The sequence below is a fragment of the Bacillus sp. JKS001846 genome, from assembly GCF_900176455.1.
Lineage (GTDB): Bacteria > Bacillota > Bacilli > Bacillales > Bacillaceae_G > Bacillus_A > Bacillus_A cereus.
Map to the genome: position 1 here is coordinate 150001 of NZ_FWYG01000001.1, position 23145 is coordinate 173145.

A 23145-nucleotide genomic window follows, 5' to 3' on the forward strand; every position below is an offset into this window, starting at 1 on the left:
CCACTGTCTCTAATAATTTGAAAGGTGGAGATATCGTCTTATTACACGCATCCGATTCTGCCCTTCAAACAAATAGAGCTTTACCGCTGCTCCTGCAAAAAATAAAAAGTGATGGATATGAGCAAATATCCGTATCACAACTTATTTCCAACACAAGTACGAAAAGTGAAGATGTGAAGTAGCTTCTTCCCTACCACTCTTCACGCATAAAAAGCTCTACTACCTTTCAAGAAGGTGGTAGAGCTTTTTGAATCATACCATTTCCAGCATTATAACTGCTGGTGTATAAAATCTCTCTATTAAGCTGATTTACTTGTTTTTCCGATTAAACGATGTAATACAAGTAATTGATATGCGTTACATAACAATAGCGGTATAACCATTAAATATAACCAATCTGTATCATTAATCCGAAGCGCTGGTACCCATTCAAGGATCGTTACAACAACCATAAAGAACAGAGCTGGCACAAATGCTTTTTTATTTGTTTCTTTGCTTTTTACATAAGCAACAATTGCTCCAAACACAAATAATATTCCAGCAACAAGTATGTTATTCCCTAACGAGACTTCCCCATTTGCAATAAGTACAGATCTTAAATACACAAAATCAAATAATACGAATGCAATAAAGAAGAGCTGGACTGCATTCCATAAAGAAGATGAGCGGAACATCCCTAGTCCAAAACGGTGGATTGTTAAATATGCAAAGAATCCCATTTGACTTATAACACTAAAAATAAATCCTACACCCATCAGCCAGAAAGATACTGCTAAAATCTCCTTACCGTCGAAATTTTGAAAAAATTTATTGTACTTGTCCCACTCCAAAACAAAACCAATAATAACTGTGCTAATTCCACCAAGAAACAACGTCGTTAAAAATAGTCGTACCCACTTGCGGCTATTCACAACACATCCCCCATTATCCTTATATTTCTAATTAAATTGTATCAATGACAATTTCAAAAAGCTAGCCATGTTCATGTATAAATTCCTTAAAGATATTTATATTAAAAAGAGAGAACTGTGCTGAAAGGAGTTCCAACTTATGAAACGGATGCTATTCATTTTCGTTTCTTCTTTTCTACTTATCGCACTTGCAGCATGCGCACAAGGAAAAGAAACGAAATCCGAACTAGATTACGATCAAACAAAGAAAATGATTGTTGATATTTTAAAAACAGATCAAGGTAAGAAAGCTATTCAAGATGTATTAACTGATGAAAAAATGAAACAAGCACTCATACTAGATGAAACAGTAGTAAAGAAAACGATTGAAGATGCCATGGTATCCGATAAAGGGCAACAATTCTGGGAAAAGCTCTTTAAAGATCCTGAGTTCTCATCGAAGTTCGCTAAAAGTATGGGGAAAGAACAAACCCAATTAATGAAAACCTTATTAAAAGACCCTGAATACCAAGCAGGCGTTATAGAAATTATGAAAAATCCTGAAGTAGAAAAAATGATGTTACAAACAATGAAGAGTAAAGAATACCGTCAATATCTACAACAAGTACTAACAGAAACTGCTGAAAGTCCACTCTTCCAAGCCAAGATGATTGATATCATTAGTAAAGGTGTGCAAAAAGCTGAAAAAGGCGGATCTGGTAAGAAAGAAGCAGGCGGTGACGGTGGTTCTCAAGGCGGGAAGAAGGAAGAATAGTAAAAAATAATAACTATAATAACGAGTGGACAATTTATACATTGTTCACTCGTTATTACTTTATCTTGCTATTAACAGACGAAATGGCCCCCTCTAGTTAAGCGAAAGGTTTACTAGCAACAAAAGCCTTATTGTTGTCAGTAACAGGTGAACCCCACTGATTAAAGTTTCACTTTATTTTTGTGTAACAGCTGTTCTATCAATTACTGTTTCAGCTATTTTACTATAAATAATGCCCGTTGTATGTGTATCTTCATATACTGAAGGAGCAAAGTCTTCTTTATTCCAATCGGGTTGTTGTAGCGGAATGCGACCAAGAACATTCGTTTGTAATTCGGTAGCTAACTTATCTCCCCCGCCTTTTCCAAATACATATTCTTTCTCACCAGTTACCTTACTTTCAAAATATGCCATATTCTCAACAACACCAAGAATACTATGTTCAGTGCGCAATGCCATCGCTCCAGCACGCGCTGCTACAAACGCAGCTGTTGGATGAGGCGTCGTTACAATAATCTCTTTGCAAGATGGCAACATTGAGTGCACATCTAACGCAACATCACCTGTGCCTGGTGGCAAATCTAGTACTAAATAATCTAAATCGCCCCATTCTACTTCTGTGAAGAAGTGGTTTAACATTTTCCCAAGCATAGGTCCTCTCCAAATAACTGGTGCATTATCCTCTACAAAGAAGCCCATTGAGATTACCTTTACACCTAAACGTTCCACCGGAATTATCTTGTCACCTCTTACGATAGGACGTTTTTCTATCCCCATCATGTCTGGCACACTAAAACCGTAAATGTCCGCATCAATAATACCAACTTTTTTTCCTAAACGAGCTAAAGCAACTGCAAGGTTAACGGAAACAGTTGATTTTCCCACGCCACCTTTTCCACTCGCTACTGCTAAGAATGTTGTTTTTGAATTAGGTGACAATAAAGATTCACTTTGCTCTTCTTCTTGTTCCGGTGCAAACTGAGCTAATTCCTCTTCTGTAAATTCTGCAAAACGAAGTCCAACTGTTGCTGCCCCAAGTTCTTTTACTAACTTTACAATTCCAGACTGCAACTGCATTTGTTCCGCTGTACCGGTTTTTACGATTGCAATTTTGACACTCACATGTTCCTTCTCTGGCTTGACTGTTACCTCTTTAATTGCACTTGTTTCTTTTAATGTTTTATGTAAAAACGGATCTACAATCCCTTCTAACGCTTCAACCACTTGCTCTTTCGTTATCATAATTAGCCCAGCCCCCTGTATGAAAAATAACGTAATGTTAATTTAATTTATCTCTGCTTATCCTTGAAATAAATGCGTTTACATTTCCAGTATAACATATTTTCCGAAAACTTCGTTAACGAGAGAAGCTCAAAAAAATCCTCCTTATTCTGGAGGATTTCCTTTTTCCGTGAAATAACGTAATATACCACGGTATATTGCAGCTGCTACCTTTTGCTGATATTTCTCCGAATTTAACATATACCTTTCGTTCACATTCGATAAAAAGCCAGCTTCAATTAAAGCACCTGGTGTTTTAGAATACTTTAATAAATATACATGCGAAATTGTCTTAGCAGAACGATTCGTGTTTTCTAAACTTGTTCTCAATTCAGCCTGTATAAATTTTGCAGCACGTTCATTTTCAATCGAAGAGCGGTAATAGAACGTTTGTGCGCCTTTCGATCCACTACTAGTTAAAGCATTTAAATGAATACTTGCAAAAAAGTCTACATCAGGTTTATTGATGATTTCTACACGTTTTTTTAAATCCTCTGCTTTACGTCTACTATATGACTTTGTATCTTTGTTAGCTAAATCATAATCTCCCTCACGCGTTAAAATAACTAGTGCACCTTGTTCTTGTAAATAGTCTTGTACCTTTTTTGTAATTTCAAGCGTAATATCCTTTTCTATAATATCCTTTCCACCAACAGCCCCTCCATCTGGTCCACCATGCCCAGCATCTAATACAATTACTTTCCCTGATAAGGGTAAATTCCAAGCTCGCCACGATTTTGTAATTTGAAATTCTTGTTTAACTAAAAAAAACAATACAACCGCAGCGAGTGCAAAAGAGATAATTCGAATTCTCTTCATACCTTTCCTCCTCCAGCTAGTCCCTCTAATTACTTATATGGGACAAGAGGAAAGTTTATGCTTGTCTTAATGAAGCTTTAATCGATATCTTCTTTCACCTTTTTCATACCCTTCTTGCCACCACAATCCTATAAACTGCTGACAAGATTCAAAAAGTAATTCCTCATCTTTCAACTTTATTTCTCGCATAGTCATACTCGTTAAAAATTGAAATAGCGTTTCAGTTAATTGTTGTTCTTCTTCTAAAGCTCTATATTTCACATCAAAAAACGATTCACCATAATAACCAAATTTACTGTATCTCGCTCCTAATAAATAAGATTCTATCCCTAATTCAATACAGTAATCTTCATACTGACGATGAAGCTCTTGCATTTGAAAGGCATCACGAATATTTGAACGCAATGTTTTTAATGATAATTCCCGCAACATCTTCCGCTCGTATTTTAACTGCTTTTCTTTTTGTTTTTCTTGTAAGCTGACAATGACATTCATAGTACTTATAAACCTCCCTAATACGTATTAGTCTAAACTTCTAAAGAAGAAGCATACGCGTGGCGGTAGCACTAAAATATTCCAAGCTATAAAAATTGCAAAAGAGGAATGAAACATAAAAAAACCCCAACCAAAATGGTTGGGGTTTGTAGTTCGCAAAAATTAACGTTTTGAGAACTGAGGTGCACGACGTGCGCCTTTAAGACCGTATTTTTTACGCTCTTTCATACGTGCGTCACGAGTTAATAGACCTGCACGTTTTAGTGTTAGACGGTATTCTGGATCAGCTTTTAATAAAGCGCGAGAAATACCGTGACGAATAGCACCAGCTTGACCAGTGTATCCACCACCATTTACGTTTACAAGTACATCGTAGTTACCTAAAGTTTCTGTTGCAACTAGAGGTTGTTTCACTACTTCACGTAATGCAGCAAATGGGATATAGTTTTCAAAATCACGACCGTTAATGATAACGCGTCCTTCGCCTGGAACTAGGCGTACGCGCGCTACTGAACTCTTACGACGTCCAGTGCCATAGTATTGAACCTGTGCCAAAGTAAGCCCTCCTTTAATTAATTATCCGCGAAGTTCGTAAACTTCTGGTTTTTGTGCTTGGTGTGGATGCTCTGCTCCAGCATACACGTTAAGTTTCTTAGAAACTTGACGGCCTAAGCGTCCTTTTGGAAGCATGCCTTTAATTGCAAGCTCTAACATTTGTACAGGGTAGTTTGTACGCATTTCAAGAGCTGTTCTTTGCTTAAGTCCACCTGGGTGGTTAGTGTGACGGTAGTAAATTTTATCGTTTAATTTATTACCTGTTAAATGAATTTTCTCAGCGTTAATAATAATTACATGATCACCCGTGTCAACGTGTGGTGTAAATGTAGGTTTGTTTTTACCACGTAAAATGGATGCTACTTCACTAGCAAGGCGACCTAAAGTTTGACCTTCAGCATCAACCACATACCATTTACGCTCAACTTCGTTAGCTTTTGCCATAAAAGTCGTACGCATGTGTTTCCCTCCTCGTTATCTTTTCCATAGAAAAAATCTATTGTTTATCTTAAACACGATTTCCTTCCGGGGCTAATCGTGGTTTTAGAAACAATACCATATGTTATGATATACTTTTGAGTTTCTAATGTCAAGCAAATGTTACACCAGGATTAGTTGTTATAGTTTACCTCCCATAAGTAAAGCCCATGACCTGGAGCCATCTTTCCAGCAAACTGACGATTTTGTTTCGCTAAAATCTCTGGAATGCTATCAGGATCAAGCTTTCCTTGCCCTACGCTAAGTAACGTACCAACAATAATTCTGACCATATTATATAAAAATCCATTACCTACAAAACGAAAAATTATTTCATCATTTTGTTCAATTAACTCGATTTCATAAATTGTTCGCACTTTATCTTTTTTGTCAGTTTTTGCCGAACAAAAAGAAGTGAAATCATGTGTTCCAATAAAATAAGGAATTGCTTTTCTTATAGAGTTGATTTCGAGCGGATATGGATATTGATATACGTAATTTCTACGGAATACATCCGCAGTCTTTGATAATAATACACGATAACGATATTCTTTTTTCTCAACACCGTAACGTGCATGAAATTCTTCTGTTTTTTTCTCTACTTGCCTAATAACAATATCATCTGGCAACATTGTGTTTAAAGCATTAATCCATTGCCACTCTTCAAGAGACAAAGGAGTATCAAAGTGTATTACTTGTCCTTTTGCATGAACTGTAGAATCTGTTCTACCAGATGCCTGAACACGAACAAGTTCTCCCTTATGCAATTTCTGCAATGCTTTTTCTATCTCCTGTTGAACAGTACGATGGTTCGGCTGAATTTGATAACCACAAAAATGCATGCCATCATATGCAACCGTACATTTTATTCTATCCATTTCTCTATTCTCCATTACGATCGCACCCATGCCAAAATACAAGCTAAACAAAATAAGCTGACAATCGTTACTGTATCGCTTGTTTTCCAGCGTAGTTGCCTAAATTTAGTACGTCCTTCACCACTTTGATATCCACGAGCTTCCATCGCAATGGCTAAGTCCTCTGCACGCTTAAAAGCACTGATAAACAGAGGAACGAGCAGTGAAATAATAGCTTTCATTCTATCTTTTATCGGTCCCCCGGCAAAATCAATACCACGTGACGCTTGTGCTTTCATTATTTTACTCGTTTCATCCATTAATGTCGGGATAAAACGAAGAGAAATTGACATCATTAATGCGATTTCATGAACAGGAACCTTTATACGCTTCAACGGCTTTAATAACGTCTCCAAACCATCTGTAATTTCAATAGGTGTCGTCGTTAACGTTAATAATGTCGTCATTAAAATAATAACGAAGAATCGTACAGAAATGTATATCCCTTGCTCTAATCCTTTTTCATATATCGAAAACCAACCAAGCTGGAATAGTACATCCCCCTCCTTATTTGTAAAAATATGCAGGAAAAATGTAAAAAGAAAAATCCATAAAATTGGTTTTAAGCCCGAAAGTACATAACGAATCGGCACTTTTGCAAAAAATAAAGCAATGAGTGCATATAAAAATAAAAATCCATATGAAATCGCATTATTTGCTAAGAAAACAACAAATACATATAAAAAGACAATCAGCAGCTTCGTACGTGGATCAAGTTGATGAATAAGTGAATTCCCCGGGATATATCTCCCAATAATCAACTGCTGCATGATTCATGACCACCTTTTCGTAACACCTGCACAACTTCATGAGTAAGATCCTCTAAAGATAAGGTAGCCTTTGGAATTGAAATACCAAACTTCTCTTCAATTGCACGTTTATACTTTAATGACATAGGAAGATCCACACCAATTTTCTCTAGTTCATCGGCATGTGAAAATACTTCCTCTGCACTTCCTTGCAAAAAGACCGTTCCTTTATGCATAACTACAATCTGCTCCGCATACTGAGCAGCATCCTCCATATTATGCGTTACAAGGATAACTGTAAGCCCCTTTTCCTTGTGCAGCTTATAAAACATCTCCATAAGTTCGTTCTGCCCTTTTGGATCTAGTCCTGCTGTAGGTTCATCTAATACAAGCACTTCAGGTTCCATCGCCAGTACACCCGCTATAGCAACACGTCTCATTTGTCCACCACTTAATTCGAACGGAGAACGTGTTAACAGTTCCGGTTCTAGCCCTACAAGTTCAATTGCCTTTCTAGCCTTTTGCCTTGCTTCGTCTACAGATACTCCAAAATTAGTAGGGCCGAAACAAATATCTTTCTCCACAGTCTCTTCAAACAACTGATGTTCTGGGAATTGAAAGACAACCCCTACTTTTTTACGTAGTGGCTTTAACTTTTTTTCTTTCTTTCCTGCCGAAATCAAATGTTCACCAATTTGAACTGTACCATTTGTCGGCTGCAATAAACCATTTAAATGTTGAATCATCGTTGACTTACCTGAACCAGTATGACCAATAATGGCATAATAGCCCCCACTTGGAAACGACACATCTACATCATAAAGTGCGCGTCTTTCAAATGGAGTTTTATATTGATAACGATGCTCTACTTTTTGGAATGTAATCTCCAAAGTTCGTTCACCAAGCTTTCCATTGTAAGATGCGTATTTTGCAAGAGAATTTCATTTCTTTTTAATAATTCTGCTATTTTCACTGAAAACGGTACATCTAAGCCAATTTCTTGGAGCATATGAGAGGATTTGAAAATTTTTTCTGGAGTCCCTTCCTCTAATATTTCTCCCTTATTTAAAATAATGACACGATCTGACTGTGCCGCTTCTTCTAAATCGTGCGTAATCGATAACACGGTAATATCTTTTTGAGTAACAAGTTGTCTAACCGTTTCTACTACTTCACGTCTCCCTTGAGGGTCTAACATTGACGTTGCTTCATCTAATATTAAAATAGATGGTTGAAGTGCTAAAACGCCTGCTATTGCCACTCGCTGCTTTTGCCCACCAGATAAGGAATGAGGCTCATCATTAAGAAAATCTTCCATACGGACAAGTCGCAAGGCCTGTTCTAATCTTTCAATCATTTGTTCTCTTGGCATTCCGATATTCTCTAAGCCAAACACAACATCATCTTGCACTGTTGTTCCAACAAATTGATTATCTGGATTTTGAAATACCATTCCAATTTGTTTTCGAACATCCCATACCGTTTCCTCTGATAAAACCATTGTATCATTTACTGTAATAGTCCCTGCTTCTGGCAAAAACAAACCATTCAATAATTTTGCAAGTGTAGACTTTCCTGAACCGTTTTGTCCAATAATAGATACCCATTCTCCCTCATATAAGGAAAATGAAACATCTTTTAATGCATAAGTGGCTGCCCCAGGATATTGAAATGATATATTTTCTATCCGAAGTTTCTCTTTTTTCAATAGAAGGCACCCTTTCCTTCGCACAGTTAGCCTATTTTTATATTTAAAAAAAAGGGCCATGACCAGTTTCTTGAAAAGAACTGTCCTGCCCTTTTAATTATCATTATACTAACTCGATAATTACCATTGGTGCTGCGTCTCCGCGACGTGGACCAATTTTTGCAATACGAGTGTATCCGCCTTGGCGCTCAGCATAGCGTGGAGCTACATCAGCGAATAGTTTTTGAAGTGCATCTTGACCAGTCTCAGCGTTAGCTACTTCATTGCGAATGAAAGCTGCTGCTTGACGACGAGCATGAAGATCTCCGCGTTTACCTAAAGTGATCATTTTTTCCACTACAGAACGAAGTTCTTTTGCACGAGTTTCTGTCGTTTGGATGCGCTCGTTGATAATTAAATCAGTAGCTAAATCACGTAACATAGCTTTACGTTGCGCACTTGTACGGCCTAATTTTCTGTATGCCATTCGTAGTTCCCTCCTTTGTTGATGGGTTTAAATCCTCAGTCGTCTTTACGTAAACCTAAACCTAATTCCTCAAGTTTATGTTTAACTTCTTCTAAGGATTTACGTCCTAAGTTACGAACTTTCATCATATCTTCTTCTGTTTTGTTCGCAAGCTCTTGTACAGTATTAATTCCTGCACGTTTTAGGCAATTATAAGAACGAACAGAAAGGTCTAGTTCTTCGATAGTCATCTCAAGAACTTTCTCTTTTTGATCTTCTTCCTTCTCGACCATAATCTCAGCATTTTGTGCTTCATCAGTTAAACCAACAAAGATATTTAAATGCTCAGTTAAGATTTTGGCACCTAAAGAGATAGCTTCTTTTGGCCCGATGCTTCCATCCGTCCATACATCAAGCGTAAGCTTATCATAATTAGCCACTTGTCCGACACGTGTCTTTTCCACTTGGTAAGTCACACGTGATACTGGAGTATAAATAGAATCAATAGGAATTACTCCTATTGGTTGATCTTCGCTTTTATTTGCATCAGCTGGCGTATACCCACGGCCACGCTTTGCAGTTAAACGCACGCGGAAATGCGCATCTTTTGCTAACGTTGCAATGTGTAAATCTGGATTTAAGATTTCTACATCACTATCGTGAGTAATATCAGCAGCTGTGACAATACCTTCGCCCTGTACATCAATTTCCAACGTCTTCTCTTCTTCAGAGTAGATTTTAAGAGCTAACTTTTTCAAGTTTAAGATGATCGTCGTAACGTCTTCTACTACGCCCTCAACTGTTGAAAATTCATGTAATACGCCATCGATTTGGATAGCAGTAACAGCGGCACCAGGGAGTGAGGATAAAAGAATACGACGTAAGGAGTTACCCAAAGTAGTACCATATCCACGCTCAAGCGGTTCAATTACGAATTTACCATATTTAGCATCTTCGTTAAGTTCAACCGTTTCGATTTTCGGCTTTTCGATTTCAATCATTAACTAAACCCTCCTTCAAAACGTCGAAACCCCGGTTAAACAAAGGTATAACCCCTGTCTAACCGAAAGTCCCCCTTAGGCAGTTCCCGATTGTGCACAACAAGCGATGTTTCTGTACGAAATTTCTCGATAATGCATCATATCCATTATAGACAAAAGGGAAAATTCTATACAGAAAAATTACACACGACGACGTTTTGGTGGACGACATCCATTATGAGGAACTGGAGTAACATCTCTAATTGCTGTTACTTCTAGACCTGCAGCTTGAAGAGCACGAATTGCAGCTTCACGACCAGCACCAGGACCTTTAACAGTAACCTCTAAAGTTTTTAAACCGTGTTCCATTGCAGCTTTAGCAGCAGTTTCAGCAGCCATTTGCGCAGCGAATGGAGTAGATTTACGAGATCCACGGAAACCAAGTGCACCAGCACTAGACCAAGAAAGTGCGTTACCGTGAGTATCTGTAAGTGTTACGATTGTGTTGTTGAAAGTAGAACGAATATGAGCTATACCAGCTTCAATATTCTTTTTCACACGTTTTTTACGAGTGTTTGTTTTACGTGCCATTGTTAGTTCAACCTCCTTTACTTATTATTTCTTTTTATTTGCTACTGTACGACGTGGACCTTTACGTGTACGAGCATTGTTTTTAGAGTTTTGACCACGAACTGGTAAACCACGACGGTGACGAAGACCACGGTAAGAACCGATCTCCATTAGACGTTTGATGTTAAGAGATACTTCACGACGAAGGTCTCCCTCAACTTTAATACGATCGATGATATCACGGATACGTCCTAATTCGTCTTCCGTTAAATCACGAACTCGTGTTTCTTCAGAAATACCTGCTTCTGCAAGAATTTTTTCAGCAGTTGTGCGACCAATGCCGAATACGTAAGTTAAAGAAATAACAACGCGTTTGTCTCGAGGAATATCTACACCTGCGATACGTGCCATTACGAATGCACCTCCTTCTGATTAACCTTGTTTTTGTTTATGTTTAGGGTTTTCACAAATAACCATTACTTTTCCACGTCTACGAATAACTTTACATTTTTCGCAGATTGGTTTAACTGACGGTCTTACTTTCATGTCTCGAACCTCCTTAAAGATTACGGAGTGCTATATTATTTAAAACGGTACGTAATACGACCACGATTTAAATCGTACGGAGATAATTCTACCGTAACTTTGTCTCCTGGTAAAATACGAATGAAGTTCATACGGATTTTACCAGAAACGTGAGCCAATACGACATGCCCATTCTCTAATTCTACTTTGAACATAGCATTTGGCAACGTTTCAAGAACGGTACCTTCGACTTCAATTACATCATCTTTAGCCATTCAATAGTTCTCCCTTCTTCAAATCAGTAACATTTTACACTGCTCTGAAATCCCGGAGAGCCAGCTACTTATAAAGTGGTAAGGATTTCGTATCCTGCTTCTGTAAGAGCAATCGTGTGCTCAAAATGGGCACACCATTTACCATCTACCGTTACCACTGTCCAGTCATCAGATAGTGTTTTTACATATCGTCTTCCTTGATTCACCATCGGCTCAACACAGATGACCATTCCCGGCTTTAATCTAGGGCCTCTATTTGGTGGACCATAGTGCGGGATTTGAGGGTCCTCATGTAAGTCTTGCCCGATTCCGTGACCAACATACTCCCTAACGATCGAGAATCCATTCTCTTCAGCATGGGTTTGAACCGCATGTGAGATATTTGATAATCTCTCGCCTGGTTTTACTTGTTCTAGACCAAGATACAACGATTTTTCTGTGACATCAAGTAGCTTTTGAACAGATTCAGAAATGTTTCCAACTGGATACGTCCATGCAGAATCTCCATGGTACCCATTGTATTTCGCACCAATATCGATACTGATGATATCGCCCTCTTTGAGCTTGCGCTTCCCTGGAATTCCGTGTACAAGCTCTTCATTTACAGAAGCACATATGCTCCCCGGAAATCCGTTGTATCCTTTAAAAGATGGCGTAGCACCATATTTTTGAATCGTCTTTTCCGCTATTTGATCGAGCTCTTTCGTTGTAATTCCTGGAGTAATGTGCTGTTTCAACTCTTGATGAGTCAAAGCAACGATCCTGCCAGCTTCTCGCATGATTTCTATCTCGCGAGGAGTTTTGCAGATTATCATTACGCTAAGCCTCCGATGAGAACATCGATATCAGCAAATACTTTATTGATATCTTGCTCACCATTAATGCTTTGTAAGTAACCAAGCTCTTCGTAGAAATCAAGCAAAGGTTTTGTTTGCTTAATATTTACATCTAAACGATTTGCTACAGTTTCTTCATTGTCATCAGAGCGTTGATATAATTCGCCACCACATTTATCGCACACATCAGCTTTTGCTGGTGGATTGAATTCTAAGTGGTAAGTCGCACCGCACTCTTTACAAATGCGACGGCCTGTAAGGCGTTTTAATAACAACCCTGAATCCACATTAATGTTTAAAACATAGTCGATTTTTTTGCCAAGATCTTTCATAATTTCTTCAAGAGCTGATGCTTGTGCAACAGTTCGTGGGAAACCGTCTAGTAAGAAACCTCTTACGCAGTCGTCTTGACTTAAACGTTCACGAACGATTCCGATCGTAACTTCATCTGGAACAAGTGCACCTTTATCAATAAAAGATTTTGCTTGTAGACCCATTTCAGTTTCAGCCTTCATAGCTGCACGGAACATGTCTCCTGTTGAAATGTGAGGGATGTTATACTTGGCAACAATCTGTTCGGCTTGTGTACCTTTACCAGCACCAGGAAGCCCCATTAAAATTAAGTTCATCCTTGTTCCCCCTCAGAGTACATGAGCATGTAGGGAAGACAATTCTTCCCACTTACTCACTGCTTGATAAACCCTTTGTAATGGCGTTTTACCAGTTGGCTTTCTAGCTGCTTCATTGTTTCTAAAGCAACGCCGACAACGATTAACATACTCGTTCCACCGATCTGTGCAGATGGAGGAAGATTTCCCAATTTCGTAAAGATAACTGGTAAGATTGCAATCGCTGCTAGGAAAATTGATCCTACAAAGGTCAAACGATACAAGATTTTTGTTAGATATTGTTCCGTATTCTTACCCGGACGAATACCTGGAACATATCCACCTTGCTTGTTTAGATTCTCTGACATTTGCTCTGGATTAACCTGAACAAATGCATAGAAATATGTGAAGGCTACAATGAGCGCAACATATATGATCATTCCCACTGGGTGAGAATAGTTAAAGTTTGCAATAATCCACTGCGATACATCATGTTTCGGGAAGAACTGTGCAATAGTCGGAGGCGTAATTAAGAATGAAACAGCAAAAATTACTGGAATAACACCAGCACTATTTACCTTAAGCGGTAAATGTGTGTTTTGTGCTCCAGCATAACCACCATTTCCTCCTGTTACACGCTTCGCATATTGAATTGGGATCTTTCTAACAGCCTGTTGAATGAAAATAACACCCACAATAACTGCTAGCACAGCTAGTAAAATCAATGCAACTTTAACGATACTCATGAACAATTGATCTCCGATATTTTGAAACTGTTGCTGATACACTTGAGATATAACACTTGGGATCGCTGCGGCAATACCGCCAAAGATAAGGATGGAAATACCATTACCTACACCTTTAGCTGTAATCTGTTCACCTAACCACATTAAAAATGCAGTACCAGCAGTCAGTACCGTAGCAATGTATAAATAAGTGCTCCAACCTGGATTCAAAATTAATTGTCCACCTACCATACCGTTAAAACCGATTGACATACCAAACCCCTGAATAAACGCAAGAACAATTGTAAAGTAACGCGTGAATTGCGTTAATTTACGACGGCCCATTTCACCTTGCTTCGACCATTCCGAAAATTTAGGAACAACATCCATCTGCAATAATTGCACGATGATGGATGCTGTAATATACGGCATGATTCCCATCGCAAAGATGGAGAAGTTTTTCAAGGCTCCACCGCCAAATGTATTTAGAATACCTAAAGCATTTAATTGATCTTGTGCCTTCAGTACGTCTCCATTTGTAAATGGCACGGGGATAAACGTGCCAATCCTGAATACGATTAACATCGCTAAAGTGAATAATATTTTACGTCTTATCTCAGCAACGCGCATAAAGTTGGAGATTGTACGAAACATTAGATCACCTCAACTGATCCGCCAGCTGCTTCAATTGCTTCTTTAGCACTTGAAGAGAACTTGTGCGCTTTAACAGTTAGTTTTTTCTCTACTGCTCCGCTTGCAAGAACTTTAACACCGTCGTTTAACTTGCTGATAACGCCAGTTTCCAGCAATAATTCAGGTGTTACTTCTGTACCATCTTCAAAACGATTTAACGTTGATAAGTTTACAATAGCAAACTCTTTACGGTTAATGTTTGTGAAGCCGCGTTTTGGTAAACGACGGAATAATGGAGTTTGACCACCTTCGAAGCCAAGACGAACACCGCCGCCAGAACGTGCGTTTTGTCCTTTATGACCTTTACCAGCAGTTTTACCGTTACCAGAACCGATACCACGACCGACACGGTTACGTACTTTACGAGAACCTTCTGCAGGTTTTAATTCATGAAGTTTCATTCCCAGGCACCTCCTTATATTAATGAGTTATCCTTAAGCTTCTTTTACAGTTACAAGGTGAGAAACTTTGTTGATCATACCAAGAATAGCAGGAGTTTCTTCCTTAACTACAGTTGAATTCAACTTTTTAAGACCTAAAGCTTCTACCGTCGCACGTTGATCTTGTGGACGACCAATTACACTACGAGTGAGGGTAATTTCTAACTTTTTCGCCATTTGTTTTCCCTCCTTAACCTAGTAGCTCTTCTACAGATTTACCGCGTAATTTTGCAACATCTTCAGCGCGCTTAAGTTCGCTTAATCCGTTCACAGTAGCGCGAATCATGTTGATTGGTGTGTTAGAACCAAGAGATTTCGAAAGAATATCTTGTACACCAGCTAATTCAAGGACCGCACGAACAGGTCCACCAGCAATAACACCAGTACCCTCAGCAGCAGGTTTTAAGAATACTTCACCAGCGCCAAAATGACCGTTGATTGTGTGTGGAATTGTTGTACCAACTAATGGTACAGCGATTAAGTTTTTCTTAGCGTCTTCGATAGCTTTACGGATTGCGTCTGGTACCTCTTGTGCTTTACCAGTACCGAATCCAACATGACCGTTTTTATCGCCAACTACAACTAGTGCAGCAAAGCGGAAACGACGACCACCCTTAACAACTTTCGCGACACGATTTATCGTAACTACACGTTCTTCAAGTTCTAATTTACTTGGGTCAATGCGATGCATCAATTTTCCCTCCTTTGACCATTAAAATTGTAATCCAGCCTCACGAGCAGCTTCAGCTAGAGCTTTAACACGGCCATGGTATAAGTAACCACCGCGATCAAATACTACTTCTTTAACGCCTTTCTCTACAGCACGCTTAGCAACTGATTCTCCAACTTTCGTAGCAGCTTCAATATTGCTAGTACCGTTAAGAGCAAGGTCTTTATCAAGAGTAGATGCACTTACTAACGTTACACCATTCACATCATCAATAACTTGAGCGTAAATATGTTGGTTAGAACGGAACACGTTTAAACGTGGACGCTCTGCAGTACCAGTAAGTTTAGCACGTACACGTGCATGTCTTTTCTTACGAGTCGCATTTTTATCAGCTTTAGTGATCATTCTTGTCACTCCTTTCTCTCACCTAACGGGTTTACTTAGCAGTTTTACCTTCTTTACGACGAACAACTTCGCCTTCGTAACGAATACCTTTACCTTTGTAAGGCTCAGGAGCACGTACAGCACGGATGTTAGCAGCGAATTCGCCAACACGTTGCTTGTCGATACCTTTAATTACGATCTTAGTTGGTGCAGGTACTTCAACTTCAAGACCTGCTTCCGGAGTCATTTCTACTGGATGAGAATAACCTACGCTTAATACAAGTTTATCACCTTGTTTTTGAGCACGGTAACCAACACCGACTAATTCAAGTCCGCGTGCGAAACCTTCAGTTACACCTTCAACCATGTTTCCGATTAAAGCACGAGTTGTACCGTGTAATGCACGGTGTTCCTTCTGTTCAGATGGACGCTCAACTGTTAATGTATTCTCTTCAATTTTGATAAGCATATCAGCATTGAAAGTACGAGTTAATTCACCTTTAGGGCCTTTTACTGTTACAGTATTGTCTTCTGCAACTGTAATAGTAACACCTGCAGGGATTTCAAGAATCTTTTTACCAATACGAGACATGTGGTCACACCTCCGTTCGTTTTAAATATATATTACCAAACGTATGCTACTACTTCTCCACCAGTTTGTAATTGACGAGCGTCTTTGTCTGTCATTACTCCCTTAGATGTAGAAACAAGAGCGATACCTAATCCGTTAAGTACACGTGGTACTTCGTCAGCTTTAGCGTAAACGCGTAAGCCAGGTTTACTGATACGTTTTAATCCAGTGATTACACGTTCATTGTTTGCACCATATTTCAGGAAAATACGAAGGATACCTTGTTTGTTATCCTCGATGTATTCTACATCACGAATGAAACCTTCACGTTTTAAAAGTTCAGCGATCTCTTTTTTGATTTTAGAAGCAGGAACCTCTAATTTCTCATGACGTACCATGTTCGCATTACGGATGCGAGTAAGCATGTCTGCAATTGGATCTGTCATCACCATGTGTTTTACCTCCTTCCCATTTGTGGGTTTTACCAACTAGCTTTTTTAACACCAGGAATTTGACCTTTATATGCAAGTTCACGGAAACAAATACGGCAAAGTTTAAATTTGCGGTATACAGAATGCGGACGACCGCAGCGTTCGCAACGTGTATACTCTTGTACTTTAAACTTAGGAGTACGCTTTTGTTTCGCTATCATAGATTTTTTAGCCACGTTTTCGCCTCCTCTACTTAGCGTTGGCTTCCATTATTTTTGGAATGGCATACCGAATTGTGTTAAAAGTTCACGAGCTTCTTCATCAGTTTTCGCTGTAGTAACGATTACGATGTCCATACCGCGGACTTTGCTTACTTTATCATAATCAATCTCAGGGAAAATAAGTTGCTCTTTAACACCTAATGTATAGTTTCCACGACCATCGAATGATTTCTTAGAAACACCACGGAAATCACGTACACGTGGTAAAGAAACTGATACTAATTTGTCGAAGAACTCATACATTTGCTCGCCGCGTAAAGTTACTTTCGCACCGATTGGCATACCTTCACGAAGACGGAAACCAGCGATTGATTTTTTAGCACGAGTTACAACAGGTTTTTGACCTGTGATTTGTGTTAATTCTTCTACTGCGTTGTCTAACGCTTTTGAGTTAGATACCGCGTCACCAACACCAGTGTTGATTACGATCTTTTCGATTTTTGGTACCTGCATTACAGATTTATAGTTAAACTTGCTCACTAGAGCAGGAGTAATTTCCTTTTGGAACTTCTCTTTAAGGCGATTCAATGAAGTGACCTCCTTTCTTAAGAAAATTATTTATCTAATAATTCACCAGATTTTTTTGCAATACGAACTTTTTTACCATCTTCTACTTTGAAGCCTACACGAGTAGGTTCACCTGTTTTCGGATCTAAAATCATAACGTTAGAAACGTGAATAGGTGCTTCTTTAGTAATAATTCCACCTTGTGGATTTAATTGAGATGGCTTAGAGTGCTTCTTAACGATATTGACACCCTCAACGATAACACGGTTTTGCTTTGGGAAAGCCACAAGGATAACGCCTTGTTTTCCTTTGTCTTTACCAGTGATTACCTGTACTTTATCACCTTTTTTTACATGCATCTTAATTCTGCACCTCCTTAGCAAGGCAATACCTTAAATTATAGAACTTCTGGAGCTAAAGAAACGATCTTCATGAAGTTGCTATCACGTAATTCACGAGCTACTGGTCCGAAGATACGAGTACCACGTGGGCTCTTATCGTCTTTAATGATAACCGCTGCGTTTTCATCAAATTTGATGTAAGAACCGTCCGGACGACGAGCTCCGCTCTTCGTACGTACCACTACTGCTTTAACAACGTCACCTTTTTTAACAACGCCACCTGGTGTTGCTTGTTTTACCGTAGCAACGATAATGTCACCAATGTTAGCATATTTACGCCCAGAGCCGCCTAATACTTTAATTGTTAAAAGTTCACGTGCACCAGAGTTGTCAGCAACTTTCAAACGAGATTCTTGTTGGATCATGTTATGAAACCTCCCTTCGGACTAAAAATTCCGATTCGTCTATTTAGATAATAACCGCTTCTTCAACGATTTCAACTAAACGGAAACGCTTAGTAGCAGAAAGCGGGCGAGTTTCCATGATTTTAACGATATCGCCAAGTTTCGCTTGGTTTTGCTCATCATGGGCTTTGTACTTCTTAGAATACTTAACACGTTTTCCGTACAAGGAATGAGTTTTGTAAGTTTCAACTAAAACTGTAATCGTTTTGTCCATTTTGTCAGACACTACACGACCAGTATAAACTTTGCGTTGGTTACGTTCGCTCACTATGCAAACCTCCCCTCAATTTATCGATTAATTCCGATCTCTCTTTCACGAACTACAGTTTTCATACGAGCAATTGCTTTACGCACTTCACGAATGCGAGTTGGATTCTCTAATTGTCCTGTAGCAAGTTGGAAGCGAAGATTAAACAACTCTTCCTTTAAAGCTTTAACTTTTGTTTCGATTTCGGCAGTGGTTAATTCACGAATATCATTAGTTTTCATTAGATTCACCACCATTTTCTTCACGTTTTACGAATTTACATTTCACAGGTAACTTGTGAGCTGCAAGACGTAATGCTTCGCGTGCTACCTCTTCAGATACACCCGCGATTTCGAACATAATTTTCCCAGGTTTTACTACTGCTACCCAGCCTTCTGGTGCCCCTTTACCGGAACCCATACGTACTTCTAGAGGTTTTGCAGTGTAAGGTTTAGAAGGGAAAATTTTAATCCATACTTTACCGCCACGTTTCATGTAACGAGTCATTGCACGACGAGCAGCTTCGATTTGACGGTTTGTAATCCATGAAGCAGCTTGTGCTTGTAAACCGAATTCACCGAAAGCAATTTCAGTTCCACCTTTAGCACGACCACGCATTTTACCACGATGCTCTCTACGATATTTTACGCGTTTTGGCATTAACATATTATTTTCCTCCTTCCTCAGAAGCTTTCTTTTTTGTAGGAAGGACTTCTCCACGGTAGATCCATACTTTTACGCCTAATTTACCGTATGTTGTATCAGCTTCAACTGCTGCATAGTCAATATCAGCGCGAAGTGTATGAAGTGGAACAGTTCCTTCACTGTAAGATTCTGCACGAGCGATATCAGCTCCGCCAAGACGACCAGAAACCTGTGTTTTAATACCTTTAGCACCTGCACGCATAGCACGTTGAATAACTTGCTTTTGTGCACGACGGAATGATACACGGTTTTCTAATTGACGAGCGATGTTTTCGCCTACTAATTTAGCGTTAAGATCAGCTCTCTTAACTTCTAAAATGTTGATGTGTACACGCTTGCCTGTTAATTGGTTAAGAGCTTTACGAAGTGCTTCAACTTCAGTACCACCTTTACCAATTACCATACCAGGTTTTGCAGTGTGAATTGTAACATTTACACGATTTGCTGCACGTTCGATTTCTACTTTAGCAACAGCAGAATCTTTTAAGCGTACATTAATGTACTCACGGATTTTGATGTCTTCATGTAATAATGTAGCGTAATCTTTCTCAGCGAACCAACGAGATTCCCAGTCACGGATAACGCCGACACGAAGACCAATTGGATTAACCTTTTGACCCATCGATTATCCCTCCTTCTTTTCTGATACCACAACTGTGATGTGGCTTGTGCGTTTGTTAATTTGGCTTGCACGACCCATTGCACGTGGACGGAAACGTTTTAACGTTGGACCTTCGTCAACGAAAACTTTTTCTACAACTAGGTTGTTAATGTCCATCTCATAATTGTGCTCTGCATTTGCGATTGCAGATTTTAAAACTTTTTCTACAACTGGAGAAGCAGTTTTTGGTGTGTGGTTAAGGATAGCAATCGCTTCACCCACTTGCTTACCTCGGATTAAGTCTACTACTAAACGAACTTTACGAGGAGCAATACGAACTGTTCTCGCTACTGCTTTAGCTTGCATTGAAGTGCCTCCTCTCATTATCTTCTAGTTTTCTTATCGTCAGCAAGGTGACCTTTGTACGTACGAGTTGGTGCGAATTCACCTAACTTATGGCCAACCATATCCTCAGTGATGTACACAGGTACGTGTTTACGACCATCATATACAGCGATTGTGTGTCCGATGAACTGAGGGAAGATTGTTGAACGGCGAGACCAAGTTTTAACAACTTGTTTTTGCTCAGATGCAACTAATTTTTCCATTTTGCTCATTAAGTGATCATCGACAAATGGTCCTTTTTTTAAGCTACGAGCCATTTTGGTGCCTCCCTTCGTGATTGGCGTACGGTTCTAGAAATGAACCGTACTACAATCCCATTATTTTTTACGACGACGAACGATGAATTTGTCAGACGCTTTGTTTTTCTTACGAGTCTTGAATCCAAGAGTTGGTTTACCCCATGGAGACATTGGAGACTTACGTCCGATTGGAGAACGTCCTTCACCACCACCGTGTGGGTGATCAACCGGGTTCATTACAGAACCACGAACTGTTGGGCGTTTACCTAACCAGCGAGAGCGACCTGCTTTACCGATTTTGATAAGTTCGTGTTGTTCGTTACCTACTTGACCGATTGAAGCGCGACAAGCAGATAATACAAGACGTACTTCACCAGAAGTTAAACGTACAAGTACGTATTTACCTTCTTTACCAAGTACTTGAGCAGATGTACCAGCAGAACGAACTAATTGTCCGCCACGACCAGGCTTAAGCTCGATGTTATGAACAACAGTACCTACTGGAATGTTGATTAATGGTAATGCGTTACCGATTTTAATGTCAGCTTCTGGGCCAGACATAACTTCCATACCTACTTCTAAAGATTTAGGAGCAAGAATGTAACGTTTTTCACCGTCAACGTAGTTAATTAATGCGATATTCGCAGAGCGGTTTGGATCGTATTCGATCGTAGCAACGCGTCCTGGAATTCCATCTTTGTTACGCTTAAAGTCGATGATACGGTATTGACGCTTATGTCCGCCACCTTGATGACGTACAGTGATTTTACCTTGGTTATTACGACCAGCCTTCTTGCTTAAAGGAGCAAGTAATGACTTTTCGGGTCTATCAGTCGTGATTTCAGCGAAATCATTCGTAGTCATATTACGACGACCGTTAGTAGTTGGATTATACTTTTTGATTCCCATCTCAATTTCCCTCCTTCTTTAGTAAGAATTAAACGCCTTGGAAGATTTCGATTTCTTTGCTGTCAGCAGTTAGCTTAACGATTGCTTTACGACGACGGCTAGTAAAACCAGCGTGACGACCAACGCGTTTTGCTTTCGGCTTGTAGTTCATGATGTTCACTTTTTCTACTTTAACACCAAAGATCGCTTCAAGAGCATCTTTAACTTCTGTTTTATTAGATTTAACGTCCACATCGAACGTGTATTTTTTTTCAGCCATCATTTCCATAGAACGTTCAGTGATAACTGGGCGCTTAATGATATCACGAGGATCTCTCATTATGCAAGCACCTCCTCTACTTTTTCCACTGCCGCTTTTGTCATGATTAGCTTATCATGATGAAGCACGTCTAAAACGTTTACGCCATCAGCAGTGATTACTGTTACTCCAGGGATATTGCGAGCAGATAACTCTACAGATTCGTTTGCATCAGCAGTTACGATAAGAGCTTTCTTCTCAACAGTTAATCCTTTAAGTACTGCTAGCATATCTTTTGTTTTTGGTGCATTTAACACTAGGTCTTCAAGAACTACAATGTTGTTCTCAACTACTTTAGTAGCTAATGCAGATTTGATTGCTAAACGACGAACTTTCTTAGGAAGTTTGTACGCATAGCTTCTTGGTGTAGGTCCGAATACCGTACCACCACCACGCCATTGAGGAGAGCGGATAGACCCTTGACGAGCACGTCCAGTTCCTTTTTGACGCCATGGTTTACGACCACCACCGCGAACTTCAGAGCGAGTTTTTACTTTGTGTGTACCTTGACGTAAAGATGCACGTTGCATCATTACAGCTTCGAAAAGTACAGCTTCATTTGGTTCGATACCGAAAATAGCTTCAGCTAATTCGATTTCACCAACCTGTGAACCAGTTTGGTTATATACAGTAACTTTTGGCATTGGAATTCCTCCTTCCTATTGTGAATTATTTGCTAACCTTCACAGCGCCTTGAACAACTACAAGAGATTTCTTAGCACCTGGAACGTTACCTTTTACTAGTAATAAGTTGCGCTCAGTGTCAACTTGAACGATTTCTAAGTTTTGGATAGTAACTTGGTCTCCACCCATACGTCCAGCAAGTTTTTTGCCTTTGAATACACGGTTCGGAGCAACTGGGCCCATTGAACCTGGACGACGGTGATAGCGAGAACCATGAGACATAGGTCCGCGAGATTGTCCGTGGCGTTTGATAACACCTTGGAAACCTTTACCTTTAGAAATTCCTGTTACATCAACGATTTCACCTGTAGCGAATACGTCAACTTTTACCTCTTGACCAACCTCTAATCCGTCCACGTCTGCATCGCGGATTTCGCGAATGAAGCGCTTAGGAGTTGTAGATGCTTTAGCAGTGTGGCCTTGTTCAGGTTTGTTAGTTAACTTTTCACGTTTATCTTCAAATCCTAACTGGATTGCATTGTAGCCATCAGTTTCAGTTGTTTTCTTTTGAAGAACAACGTTTGGATTAGCAGCGATAACTGTTACTGGGATTAACTCACCGTTCTCAGCAAATACTTGAGTCATACCGATCTTTCTTCCTAAGATTCCTTTGGTCATGAGTTACACCTCCTACATTTTTAAGTT

General features: G+C 39.4%; 41 protein-coding genes (1 of these 41 only partly in view). 2 read left to right on the top strand and 39 right to left on the bottom strand.

Annotation, left to right across the window (positions count from 1 at the left end; genetic code table 11):
• Positions 1-182: the 3' portion of a polysaccharide deacetylase family sporulation protein PdaB gene (gene pdaB / locus B9A45_RS00845; RefSeq protein ID WP_000464705.1), read on the top strand. It extends 583 nt beyond the left edge of the window; 182 of the gene's 765 nt are visible here — the last part of the coding sequence; its start codon lies off the left edge, out of view; its stop codon occupies positions 180-182.
• Between the two features lie 117 nt (positions 183-299).
• Here pdaB and kbaA read toward each other — a convergent pair whose 3' ends face one another.
• A complete protein-coding gene (gene kbaA, locus B9A45_RS00850) occupies positions 300-911 on the bottom strand; it encodes a KinB signaling pathway activation protein KbaA (RefSeq protein ID WP_001088526.1) in 612 nt (203 codons plus the stop codon).
• 139 nt (positions 912-1050) lie between these two features.
• Here kbaA and gerD point away from each other — a divergent pair, with 139 nt between their 5' ends.
• Positions 1051-1665, top strand: a complete 615-nt coding sequence (gene gerD, locus B9A45_RS00855; RefSeq protein ID WP_000827296.1) for a spore germination lipoprotein GerD — start codon at positions 1051-1053, stop codon at positions 1663-1665.
• A gap of 174 nt (positions 1666-1839) precedes the next feature.
• Here gerD and B9A45_RS00860 read toward each other — a convergent pair whose 3' ends face one another.
• The 38 genes from B9A45_RS00860 to rplC form a co-directional block, all read right to left on the bottom strand.
• Positions 1840-2907 (bottom strand): Mrp/NBP35 family ATP-binding protein, encoded by a 1068-nt coding sequence (locus tag B9A45_RS00860; protein WP_000628846.1) that lies wholly within the window; start codon positions 2905-2907, stop codon positions 1840-1842.
• Positions 2908-3051: 144 nt separating this feature from the next.
• Positions 3052-3765, bottom strand: a complete 714-nt coding sequence (gene cwlD, locus B9A45_RS00865) for an N-acetylmuramoyl-L-alanine amidase CwlD (protein WP_000822439.1) — start codon at positions 3763-3765, stop codon at positions 3052-3054.
• Between the two features lie 66 nt (positions 3766-3831).
• Complete coding sequence (locus B9A45_RS00870) at positions 3832-4260, bottom strand: DUF2521 family protein (RefSeq protein ID WP_001101005.1); 429 nt, start codon at positions 4258-4260, stop codon at positions 3832-3834.
• A gap of 162 nt (positions 4261-4422) precedes the next feature.
• Positions 4423-4815: a 30S ribosomal protein S9 gene (rpsI, locus tag B9A45_RS00875; protein ID WP_000079986.1), complete on the bottom strand. Its 393-nt coding sequence runs from the start codon at positions 4813-4815 to the stop codon at positions 4423-4425.
• 21 nt (positions 4816-4836) lie between these two features.
• On the bottom strand, positions 4837-5274 hold the full coding sequence (gene rplM, locus B9A45_RS00880; RefSeq protein ID WP_001260793.1) for a 50S ribosomal protein L13: 438 nt from the start codon (positions 5272-5274) through the stop codon (positions 4837-4839).
• 152 nt (positions 5275-5426) lie between these two features.
• Entirely contained in the window at positions 5427-6170 is a 744-nt protein-coding gene (gene truA, locus B9A45_RS00885) for a tRNA pseudouridine(38-40) synthase TruA (protein WP_002098927.1), read from the bottom strand.
• Between the two features lie 14 nt (positions 6171-6184).
• Entirely contained in the window at positions 6185-6979 is a 795-nt protein-coding gene (locus B9A45_RS00890) for an energy-coupling factor transporter transmembrane component T family protein (protein ID WP_001186526.1), read from the bottom strand.
• The gene (locus tag B9A45_RS00895; RefSeq protein ID WP_000406535.1) at positions 6967-7848 is read right to left on the bottom strand and encodes an energy-coupling factor ABC transporter ATP-binding protein; all 882 of its coding nucleotides are present in this window, start codon (positions 7846-7848) and stop codon (positions 6967-6969) included. The genes B9A45_RS00890 and B9A45_RS00895 overlap by 13 nt, the downstream gene beginning before the upstream one ends.
• On the bottom strand, positions 7824-8666 hold the full coding sequence (locus B9A45_RS00900; RefSeq protein ID WP_142263036.1) for an energy-coupling factor ABC transporter ATP-binding protein: 843 nt from the start codon (positions 8664-8666) through the stop codon (positions 7824-7826). The genes B9A45_RS00895 and B9A45_RS00900 overlap by 25 nt, the downstream gene beginning before the upstream one ends.
• 103 nt (positions 8667-8769) lie before the next feature.
• A complete protein-coding gene (gene rplQ, locus B9A45_RS00905) occupies positions 8770-9132 on the bottom strand; it encodes a 50S ribosomal protein L17 (RefSeq protein WP_000331490.1) in 363 nt (120 codons plus the stop codon).
• A 35-nt stretch (positions 9133-9167) separates the two neighbouring features.
• Positions 9168-10112 (bottom strand): DNA-directed RNA polymerase subunit alpha, encoded by a 945-nt coding sequence (locus B9A45_RS00910; protein WP_000569643.1) that lies wholly within the window; start codon positions 10110-10112, stop codon positions 9168-9170.
• A 180-nt stretch (positions 10113-10292) separates the two neighbouring features.
• Positions 10293-10682: a 30S ribosomal protein S11 gene (gene rpsK, locus B9A45_RS00915; protein WP_000101798.1), complete on the bottom strand. Its 390-nt coding sequence runs from the start codon at positions 10680-10682 to the stop codon at positions 10293-10295.
• A 24-nt stretch (positions 10683-10706) separates the two neighbouring features.
• Complete coding sequence (gene rpsM, locus B9A45_RS00920) at positions 10707-11072, bottom strand: 30S ribosomal protein S13 (RefSeq protein WP_000090788.1); 366 nt, start codon at positions 11070-11072, stop codon at positions 10707-10709.
• A gap of 21 nt (positions 11073-11093) precedes the next feature.
• Positions 11094-11207, bottom strand: coding sequence for a 50S ribosomal protein L36 (rpmJ, locus tag B9A45_RS00925; protein ID WP_000868344.1), 114 nt, complete (start codon positions 11205-11207; stop codon positions 11094-11096).
• A 35-nt stretch (positions 11208-11242) separates the two neighbouring features.
• The gene (gene infA / locus B9A45_RS00930) at positions 11243-11461 is read right to left on the bottom strand and encodes a translation initiation factor IF-1 (RefSeq protein ID WP_001029884.1); all 219 of its coding nucleotides are present in this window, start codon (positions 11459-11461) and stop codon (positions 11243-11245) included.
• Positions 11462-11529: 68 nt separating this feature from the next.
• Complete coding sequence (gene map / locus B9A45_RS00935) at positions 11530-12276, bottom strand: type I methionyl aminopeptidase (protein ID WP_000582539.1); 747 nt, start codon at positions 12274-12276, stop codon at positions 11530-11532.
• Positions 12276-12926 (bottom strand): adenylate kinase, encoded by a 651-nt coding sequence (locus B9A45_RS00940; RefSeq protein ID WP_001048989.1) that lies wholly within the window; start codon positions 12924-12926, stop codon positions 12276-12278. Before B9A45_RS00940 ends, map begins: the two co-directional genes overlap by 1 nt.
• 56 nt (positions 12927-12982) lie before the next feature.
• Complete coding sequence (secY, locus tag B9A45_RS00945) at positions 12983-14284, bottom strand: preprotein translocase subunit SecY (RefSeq protein ID WP_000490117.1); 1302 nt, start codon at positions 14282-14284, stop codon at positions 12983-12985.
• Positions 14284-14724 (bottom strand): 50S ribosomal protein L15, encoded by a 441-nt coding sequence (gene rplO, locus B9A45_RS00950; RefSeq protein WP_000766081.1) that lies wholly within the window; start codon positions 14722-14724, stop codon positions 14284-14286. The genes secY and rplO overlap by 1 nt, the downstream gene beginning before the upstream one ends.
• A gap of 33 nt (positions 14725-14757) precedes the next feature.
• Positions 14758-14940 carry a 50S ribosomal protein L30 gene (gene rpmD, locus B9A45_RS00955; RefSeq protein ID WP_001085234.1) on the bottom strand — a complete coding sequence of 61 codons (183 nt, stop codon included), beginning with the start codon at positions 14938-14940 and terminating at the stop codon, positions 14758-14760.
• Between the two features lie 13 nt (positions 14941-14953).
• A complete protein-coding gene (rpsE, locus tag B9A45_RS00960; protein ID WP_000554646.1) occupies positions 14954-15454 on the bottom strand; it encodes a 30S ribosomal protein S5 in 501 nt (166 codons plus the stop codon).
• A 21-nt stretch (positions 15455-15475) separates the two neighbouring features.
• Positions 15476-15838, bottom strand: coding sequence for a 50S ribosomal protein L18 (gene rplR, locus B9A45_RS00965; RefSeq protein WP_000628816.1), 363 nt, complete (start codon positions 15836-15838; stop codon positions 15476-15478).
• A 31-nt stretch (positions 15839-15869) separates the two neighbouring features.
• On the bottom strand, positions 15870-16409 hold the full coding sequence (rplF, locus tag B9A45_RS00970) for a 50S ribosomal protein L6 (RefSeq protein ID WP_000086558.1): 540 nt from the start codon (positions 16407-16409) through the stop codon (positions 15870-15872).
• Positions 16410-16441: 32 nt separating this feature from the next.
• Complete coding sequence (rpsH, locus tag B9A45_RS00975; protein WP_000245511.1) at positions 16442-16840, bottom strand: 30S ribosomal protein S8; 399 nt, start codon at positions 16838-16840, stop codon at positions 16442-16444.
• 29 nt (positions 16841-16869) lie between these two features.
• The gene (gene rpsN / locus B9A45_RS00980) at positions 16870-17055 is read right to left on the bottom strand and encodes a 30S ribosomal protein S14 (RefSeq protein ID WP_001085700.1); all 186 of its coding nucleotides are present in this window, start codon (positions 17053-17055) and stop codon (positions 16870-16872) included.
• A gap of 33 nt (positions 17056-17088) precedes the next feature.
• The gene (gene rplE, locus B9A45_RS00985; RefSeq protein ID WP_001080831.1) at positions 17089-17628 is read right to left on the bottom strand and encodes a 50S ribosomal protein L5; all 540 of its coding nucleotides are present in this window, start codon (positions 17626-17628) and stop codon (positions 17089-17091) included.
• A 26-nt stretch (positions 17629-17654) separates the two neighbouring features.
• On the bottom strand, positions 17655-17966 hold the full coding sequence (gene rplX / locus B9A45_RS00990; RefSeq protein ID WP_000558200.1) for a 50S ribosomal protein L24: 312 nt from the start codon (positions 17964-17966) through the stop codon (positions 17655-17657).
• 38 nt (positions 17967-18004) lie between these two features.
• Positions 18005-18373 (bottom strand): 50S ribosomal protein L14, encoded by a 369-nt coding sequence (gene rplN / locus B9A45_RS00995; RefSeq protein WP_000615912.1) that lies wholly within the window; start codon positions 18371-18373, stop codon positions 18005-18007.
• 43 nt (positions 18374-18416) lie between these two features.
• Positions 18417-18680 (bottom strand): 30S ribosomal protein S17, encoded by a 264-nt coding sequence (gene rpsQ, locus B9A45_RS01000; RefSeq protein ID WP_000004106.1) that lies wholly within the window; start codon positions 18678-18680, stop codon positions 18417-18419.
• A gap of 20 nt (positions 18681-18700) precedes the next feature.
• Positions 18701-18901 carry a 50S ribosomal protein L29 gene (rpmC, locus tag B9A45_RS01005; protein WP_000855718.1) on the bottom strand — a complete coding sequence of 67 codons (201 nt, stop codon included), beginning with the start codon at positions 18899-18901 and terminating at the stop codon, positions 18701-18703.
• Positions 18891-19325: a 50S ribosomal protein L16 gene (rplP, locus tag B9A45_RS01010; RefSeq protein ID WP_000928969.1), complete on the bottom strand. Its 435-nt coding sequence runs from the start codon at positions 19323-19325 to the stop codon at positions 18891-18893. Before rplP ends, rpmC begins: the two co-directional genes overlap by 11 nt.
• A 1-nt stretch (position 19326) precedes the next feature.
• Entirely contained in the window at positions 19327-19986 is a 660-nt protein-coding gene (rpsC, locus tag B9A45_RS01015) for a 30S ribosomal protein S3 (RefSeq protein WP_000529956.1), read from the bottom strand.
• Positions 19987-19989: 3 nt separating this feature from the next.
• Positions 19990-20331 carry a 50S ribosomal protein L22 gene (rplV, locus tag B9A45_RS01020; protein ID WP_001148024.1) on the bottom strand — a complete coding sequence of 114 codons (342 nt, stop codon included), beginning with the start codon at positions 20329-20331 and terminating at the stop codon, positions 19990-19992.
• Between the two features lie 17 nt (positions 20332-20348).
• Positions 20349-20627, bottom strand: coding sequence for a 30S ribosomal protein S19 (rpsS, locus tag B9A45_RS01025; RefSeq protein ID WP_000124454.1), 279 nt, complete (start codon positions 20625-20627; stop codon positions 20349-20351).
• Positions 20628-20687: 60 nt separating this feature from the next.
• Positions 20688-21518: a 50S ribosomal protein L2 gene (rplB, locus tag B9A45_RS01030; protein ID WP_000511583.1), complete on the bottom strand. Its 831-nt coding sequence runs from the start codon at positions 21516-21518 to the stop codon at positions 20688-20690.
• A 28-nt stretch (positions 21519-21546) separates the two neighbouring features.
• Positions 21547-21837: a 50S ribosomal protein L23 gene (gene rplW, locus B9A45_RS01035; RefSeq protein ID WP_001205558.1), complete on the bottom strand. Its 291-nt coding sequence runs from the start codon at positions 21835-21837 to the stop codon at positions 21547-21549.
• Positions 21837-22460: a 50S ribosomal protein L4 gene (rplD, locus tag B9A45_RS01040; RefSeq protein WP_001127258.1), complete on the bottom strand. Its 624-nt coding sequence runs from the start codon at positions 22458-22460 to the stop codon at positions 21837-21839. Before rplD ends, rplW begins: the two co-directional genes overlap by 1 nt.
• Positions 22461-22485: 25 nt before the next feature.
• Entirely contained in the window at positions 22486-23118 is a 633-nt protein-coding gene (gene rplC / locus B9A45_RS01045; protein ID WP_000160207.1) for a 50S ribosomal protein L3, read from the bottom strand.
• Between the last annotated feature and the right edge of the window lie 27 nt (positions 23119-23145).